This is a genomic window from Laedolimicola sp., assembly GCF_051972735.1.
GTDB classification, from domain to species: Bacteria; Bacillota; Clostridia; order Lachnospirales; family Lachnospiraceae; genus Laedolimicola; species Laedolimicola intestinihominis.
Genome location: NZ_JBOKYU010000026.1, coordinates 24,568 through 31,719 on the forward strand (window position 1 = coordinate 24,568; position 7,152 = coordinate 31,719).

Annotated in this window: 3 protein-coding genes and 2 tRNA genes; all 5 read right to left on the reverse strand. The window is 51.5% G+C overall.

Annotation, left to right across the window (positions count from 1 at the left end):
• Positions 1-52: 52 nt before the first annotated feature.
• On the reverse strand, positions 53-3,355 hold the full coding sequence (locus tag ACTRC3_RS07590; protein WP_440322646.1) for a coiled-coil domain-containing protein: 3,303 nt from the start codon (positions 3,353-3,355) through the stop codon (positions 53-55).
• Positions 3,345-5,822 carry an efflux RND transporter permease subunit gene (locus ACTRC3_RS07595; RefSeq protein WP_440322647.1) on the reverse strand — a complete coding sequence of 826 codons (2,478 nt, stop codon included), beginning with the start codon at positions 5,820-5,822 and terminating at the stop codon, positions 3,345-3,347. The genes ACTRC3_RS07590 and ACTRC3_RS07595 overlap by 11 nt, the downstream gene beginning before the upstream one ends.
• 18 nt (positions 5,823-5,840) lie before the next feature.
• Positions 5,841-6,446 (reverse strand): AAA family ATPase, encoded by a 606-nt coding sequence (locus ACTRC3_RS07600; RefSeq protein ID WP_440322648.1) that lies wholly within the window; start codon positions 6,444-6,446, stop codon positions 5,841-5,843.
• Positions 6,447-6,632: 186 nt separating this feature from the next.
• A tRNA-Arg gene (locus tag ACTRC3_RS07605) sits at positions 6,633-6,706 on the reverse strand.
• A 283-nt stretch (positions 6,707-6,989) separates the two neighbouring features.
• Positions 6,990-7,075: transfer RNA gene (locus tag ACTRC3_RS07610), tRNA-Leu, on the reverse strand.
• Between the last annotated feature and the right edge of the window lie 77 nt (positions 7,076-7,152).

Consider the following 7,152-nt stretch of genomic DNA (forward strand, 5'->3'; position numbering starts at 1 on the left):
TGTTGTCTGTTCAGTGCCTATATCATAGCCTATCCCTGTATTTTCTGTCAACTTATTCTTCCGTCTCTGTCGCAGTGTCCACATTTTCCGTCGGTTTTTCCGGCTCCGCGCTTTCGTCCGGCGCTTCCCCTTCCACGCCTTCGAAATTCTCCTCTGGCTGCTCTTTCGCTGCCTTCCGCGCTTTTCTCTTTTTCTTCAGCCTCTTGATTACAATCAGCAGAATTAACAGAATTATCACGGCCGCGCCAAGTAGAATATACATCAGCGCTCCGCCCGGCTCCTCGGTCACGCAGAAGGTGTTCTCGGTGCTGTCCGCATCAAATACCAGATAGCTGCCGTCCTTCTGATAGGAAATCTTCTTCCAGCTGCCATCTGCATTCAGTCTGTACAATCCCGGTTTGCCTTTCATCTCAGGCGCAATGAAACGAAGCTTGTAGGAGGTGCCGTCAGTCAGAACCGGATCACGTAACGTGGAAGTCCACTGCTCCAGCACGATGCCCCTGGTAGGTACATTGCTTACATCTTCCTCAGCTTCCACCAGCACCAGCTTGGCGTCCAGGCTGAAGGTTCCCTCTGCCAGTAAGGTAGAGTGTGCCAGGTCACGCATCTGATCGCTGGCTACCGCTGTGGATTCGGTGGTGTACAGGACGTTCAGGTCTTTGGAGAAGGTCATATCGGACAGATCAGCCTCTTCCCATTTTCCATTGTATCCGTCCTTTTTCGGGATCTCCGGGTACTCCACGTCGGACAGATCCGCTCCGTACTCGAAGGGTACCGTTTTCAGGACTTCGTCGTCCGCCACGAACCGCAGCTCGAAGCTCTTGAAATCGGTGGGAATCTCAGCCTTCGCCGCCAGCTCCGCGAATTCCATAGGCTCCGCTTTGCCGCCGTAGCTGATGTCGTCTACAGCCCCGTAGGCGTCGCCTACGAAGTAGTTGCCGGACAGCTCGCCGTCTTCATCCACATCGCCCGCGATGGTTCCGATGTACTCATCTGCCTTTGTTACCTCGATGAGGCTGTAGCAGTCTCGGATATCGTTACCCCAGCCTGCGATACCGCCCACATAGTCACCGCCCTCCAGGGTGCATTTTGCATAAGAACGGCGGATGACGGAGTCGGAATAGCCCGCGATACCGCCCACATAGCTGCCGTTGGTGCTTAAGATACTGCCGTATCCCTCGCTGTCTGTCACCAGACCCAGGGCCATGTTGCCGACGACGCCGCCCGCATTGTCCTTCTTGGACGTCACTTCACCCTTATTGACGCAGCTCTGGATGATGGCTTTGGTCTCCAGCGTAAAGCTCAGGCTGTTATTGCCCAGCTTGGTAATATCGTCCTCCGGGTCTGTATCGTATTCGATGGCCATGGAACCGGCGATGCCGCCCACGTTTACATCGCCCTCAATCTCACCAAAGTTCTGACAGCCGTAGGCCTTGCCCCGGGTGGTTTTCTCTATCTGTTCATCTGATACGTCTACAATTTTATCCTCGATGGAATCGCCGGTGTCTGTGACGTCTGTCACCAGATCCACCATGGTGTTCATCACCTTATTGAACTGGGCGTTAATGCCCTGGAAGTCGTCGATCATATCTCCCGTCATATCGGAAATCTGATCACCCAGCTTTCCAAGCTGCTCGGAAATACCGCCTACCGCCGCGTAGAGACGATCGCCGTCCGCCCGGAAATCGTCGCCCAGCTGATTAAAAGACAGGTCCATACCTGACACATCCGCACCCAGCTTATCCAGAGCCGCCTTCATGGCGTTCAGTGCTTCCTCAATTTCAGAGTTCATGGTTTTCAGACCGTCCAGCGCTTCCTGCGTCTTGTCCTGAATATCCGGATCCTGCAGCAGGTCATTCAGCTTATTCTGCGCGTCGTTCAGCGCATTCATGCCTTCTTTCAGGTCATTTGCCGCATCGGTCAGCCCGTTGATCAGATTGGACAGATTCTGATCTGTCTGGTACTGGTTCAGGGCGTCGGAAGCTTTCTTTGAGGCGCTGGCCAGCTTATCGGAAGCCGTGCTCATGGACTCCTTGATGCTGTTTACCTCGTCCGCATGCTCCGGGCTGTTGAGGGTATCCAGAATCGCGTTGATTCTCTGAATCTCTTCATTGACACTTTCGGCCACATTGGAAAGCTGGGTCAGGGCCTCCTTTGCATCCTGTACGCCGGCCTTAATGGCTGCCTCCGACTTATTGACCTTTTCCAGGTTGCTGTCGGCCCAGTCTGTAGTCTTATTGGTCAGAGATTTGGCGCTGCTCTTAGCGTCATCCGTATAATCAGAAATCTTATTCATCCGATCGGAAATACCAGACCGGGAATCATCCACATGATCAAGGGCCGCGTCCACCAGGTCTCCCAGCTTATTGATTTCTCCGCGCAGTTCCTCAATCTTATCTGTGTCAAAGCGCAGGGTCAGGTCCGGCGCCATCTGTCCGGTGATGCCGCCCACGTCCTTACGGCCTTCTACGTAACCGTAGTTCCGGTTACCGCTTAAATATCCCGCGGAACGTCCAGCCACGCCGCCCACATTGTAACCGATATGGGGATAGCCGATGTGTCCTTCGTTGGTGCTGTTCTGCACCACACCGGAAGAGTAACCGCAGATACCGCCGGTATCCGTGGTGGTATTTACAATGTCGCTCTTTCCATCACTGTCGGAGAGCTGTTTCAGGTTCGTATCCAGGTTCAGATCCTCCAGCGTCGCGCCTTCCTCATGCTCGCCGGTATTAACGTCCGCCTCGTTGGAGCAGTTGATGATCTGCCCCAGGTTCCGGCCCACGACGCCACCGGTGCTGTGGGTTCCGGTGATGCTGCCGGAAGCAGATGAGTTATAGATGGATCCGCTCTCCTCATTGATACCCGCGATACCGCCCACATTGGTCTGGGCGTCAATGGTTCCGTTGAAGGTACAGGACAGAATCTGTCCGCTGTTGCTGCCTGCCACGCCGCCGATATTTTTCTTGGTACCGGTGGGCGTCAGGGTTCCCTCTATATGTAAATTTTTTACTGTTGCACTTTCCTGCACATATCGGAAAAAGCCCTCGTTGGAACCGTCCCCGTCAAAGGTCAGGCCGGAAATGGTGTGTCCGCCGCCGTCGAAGGTTCCGCCAAAGGTGGGAATGGACTTAAAATCCGAATCCGCCAGATCCAGATCCCCGGCCAGCACCACTGTCTTTCCCTGGGACCAGGTATCCAATTTACAGTTTTTCGCAAGCCTCTCCAGATCCTCCACACCGGAAATCGTGATGGTATCCCCATCCGCATAAACGATATTTCCACCAGAAAAGGTAACTGACAGCGTCATGGCAGCCGCCAGAAGAATGCCCCCCGCATGTCTCATTTTACCAGTCATCTTCTTCGTCCTCCTCTTCGTCCAGCTTCTTAATCTGCTTCACATCCACCACTGCGTCAATATCTCCGTCTACCACGCCGTGAATCTCCGCGTCAATCTGTCCGGAGATATAACCGCGCACACGGCCGTCCACATGAACCTTGCCGCTGACATTGTGGGTGCGCTCCGGGTATTTGATATTGAAGCTGGTGCGTTCCAGAATCTTATCGCCCAGAATCAGGATGGCCGGCAGGATGGCCATAACGAGAATCATGGAAATGATAGTACCACGGCCCAGGCACACGCCGATGCCATAGATGGCCGGGTTCGTCGTAATCAGCGCAATCAATACGCCCGCAGTCGCCAGGATGGCTCCGGAGGTGATGATAGTCGGAAACGCCTGATTCAGAGTCGTGATAATGGCCTCTTTTATCGACATTTCCTTTTTCAGCTCCGTATAACGGTTCGCGATAACAATCGCGTAGTCGATGTTCGCGCCCATCTGAATGGAGCTTACTACCAGGTATCCCAAGAAGAACAGCGGGGTACCGGTCAGATAAGGCACTGAGAAGTTGATCCAGATACTTCCCTGGATGACGATAATCAACAGAATCGGCATACCCACTGACTTAAAAGTAAATAGCAGTACGATAATAACGAACAGTGCCGACAGGATACTGATCATCAGGTTATCCTGGCTGAAGCTGCTGGACAGGTCGTAGTCGCTGGTGGAGTTACCGACCAGATAGATCTCCGCGTCCTCGCCGTAATGCTTCTGCGCCACCTTTCGGATGGTGCTTAAGAACTCAAAGGTCTCATCATTTTCCTCCGGCAAGTTCAGGCTAATCAGCATTCTGGTATATTTATCGCTCTGGAGCTGATCCTGACCCTTGATCAGCTGATCGTGCAGATCGTCCAGCTTATCCACCTGATCCTGGTCCAGGTTTACATAATCCAGATGTTCGTAGGCAAACAGGAACATGTCGATCAGCGGCACACCGTAGCCGTCCAGATTGTTGATGATGTGGCCGTACTCCTCATTGTCCACCGCATAGGCCGAATAGATAATCCGCGCCTGTTCGATATCCATATCCGCCAGCTCGGCGAACTGCCGGGGCGTCAGGGAATCCGTCAGCATATAGGAATCTGATTTTTCAGAGCTGCTGTCGTCATCCATGGACACTTCGATATTGGACAGGCCTGTGGTGTAATCTACCTCGTCATATGTCTCCAATTCCTCCAGCACAGCCTTTTCCTTATCATAATGTCCGGACGGAACAATCAGCGCCATGATATTCGTATCGCCGAAGGTCGCTTTGATCTTCTTCTCCTCCAGCTGGGTCTCACTCTGATTCAGCGTATCGATGTTGTTCTGGCTGAATACATAAGGGCATTTATTGGAAAAATAGCAGCCGAAAACGATGGCCACCACGAAAATCGGCATCAGCAGCGGATAGATTTTCGTAATAATCTTACCCCAGCCATAGATATCCGGGATAAACTTCCTGTGGTGGGTCCGGTCAATCCATTTGCTGAAAAGCATCAGAAGACCGGGCATCAGGGTAAATACCACGATCATACTGAAGATAACCGCCTTAATCAGCACGCGGCCCAGGTCGAAGCCAATCTGGAAATGCATAAACATCATGGCTAAAAGACCTGACATGGTGGTCAGGGAACTGGATGAAATCTCAATGATGGCCTTACTCAGAGCCGTAATGCAGGCCTCTCTGGGTTCCAGGTTCTCCCGCTCCTCACTGAACCGATGGCACATGATAATCGCATAGTCAATAGACAAGCCTAACTGCAGGATCGAACAAACGGAATTGCTGACGAAGGAAATCTCGCCAAACACGAAGTTCGTTCCCTGATTCAGCAGGATAGCCGCGCCGAAGGTCATAAGAAGCACCGGAATCTCCGCGTAGGTCTGTGATGTGATCAACAGTACGATAATAATGATCACGATAACGATGGCCATGATCACGTTAATCTCCTGGGCCAGGGTCACAGACATGTCATTGCCCACCTCGCCGGCCACGGACACATCATAATCCGATAGCAGTGTCCTGATATCATTCAGAGCCTGCACACTCACATCACTCTCAGCCTCGTCCGTGTAGGTAATGGAATACAGGGCGCTGGTTCCCTTGAAATGATCCTCGGAATCATCAAATTCCACCTGATCTACGCCCTTGATGGCCTCCATCTGGTCCACCAGGGCCTCCGCCTGGGGATATGTAATATTGGAAATCATGATACGCGAGGTTCCATAGGTAATGAAATTCTTATCCATAATATCCAGGCCCTGCCGGGTTTCGGTGGTCTCCGGCAGATAATCGGTCAGCTCATTGTCGACCTTTACCCAGGATTTCGCGAAAACACTGAAGATAAGCGCCGCAATGTAAATCAGGAAAAACAGGTTGCGCTTATCCACGATGAAGGTCGCGATCTTCACCATGGGATTTTTTTTCTGTTTCTTTTCTTCCATAATAGAATGCTCCTCTGCCTATAGCTCGTTAAACTGTTTTACGAGAACTTCTGTCATTTCTTCCATGGACTGTCTGCTGCTGTCCAGATAGATATCGTAGCTGTCCGGGGCGCTCCAGTCCTTTCCTGTATGGAATTCGTAGTATTTTCTGCGATCCTTGTTGACCTTTTTAATCAGGGCTTCCGCCTCTTTTTCCGTGATATTCTTCTGCTCCATCTTCCGCCGGATACATTCCTCCATGGGCGCGGTCACAAAGACGCTTAAGACCCTGGCATCCGTCCGCTCTCTGAGGATATAATCCGCGCAGCGTCCGATGATCACTGCGTCAGTCTTTTTGGAAATATGGCGGATGACGTCGCCCTGAAGCTTAAACAGAGCTTCCTGCAGGGACGTTCCCTTGGGCACATGCTTATTGCCCCCGGTAACCATTTCGTACATCCAGGGATTGTGCTTTTTCTCATCAAATCGTGCCAGATAGGACTCCGCCAGATCGCCGCGCTCTGCCGCCATGGAAATCAGGTTCTGATCAAAAAACGGGATTCCCAGGCTTTCTGCCACACGTTCCCCCAGCTCGCGGCCACCGCTGCCCAGCTTTCTGCCGATTGTCAGTATCTTATGCGCCATAATGCCTTCCTCCCGATCGCAAAAATTCAATATTTTATACCCTCATAACACTCTGCCTATATTATATAGCAAATTCCTGTGAAAATAACAATACACACTTTCCGTTGTTTTGTTACCTTAATTCTGATTATAACTCCACAAAATGAAAAAAGGAACTCTGATTTCTCAGAATTCCTTTTTCTTCAGCGTGGGCGAGAGGATTCGAACCCCCGACCTTTTGGTCCGTAGCCAAACGCTCTATCCAGCTGAGCTACGCCCACATCTCAGTCATTCGCAAGTACTGTTTCCTGACTGCCTGATTATAATAGCACACATCACTGGGTAATGCAAGCGCTTTTTTAAATTCAGAATTTTCTGTCTATTTATCAAAACCTTTATTCACCTTATATGTTTTTCGTCCGCTTCCCTGCACAGCTGATTCTACAAAATTTTTCCATTCACGCATTCCGCATCCAAATCCAGCACATATCCATTTTACTTTGTAAAGGTATACAAAAAGCTCCGAATTCTCATCTTCTGTAAGAATTCGGAGCTTTTCTTTCATGCCGGCAACCGGAATCGAACCGGTACGGGAGGTTAGTCCCGCAGGATTTTAAGTCCTGTGCGTCTGCCAGTTCCGCCATGCCGGCATATGCACTAGCAGTGCAAGCGACCCGAATGGGACTCGAACCCACGACCTCCGCCGTGACAGGGCGGCGCTCTAACC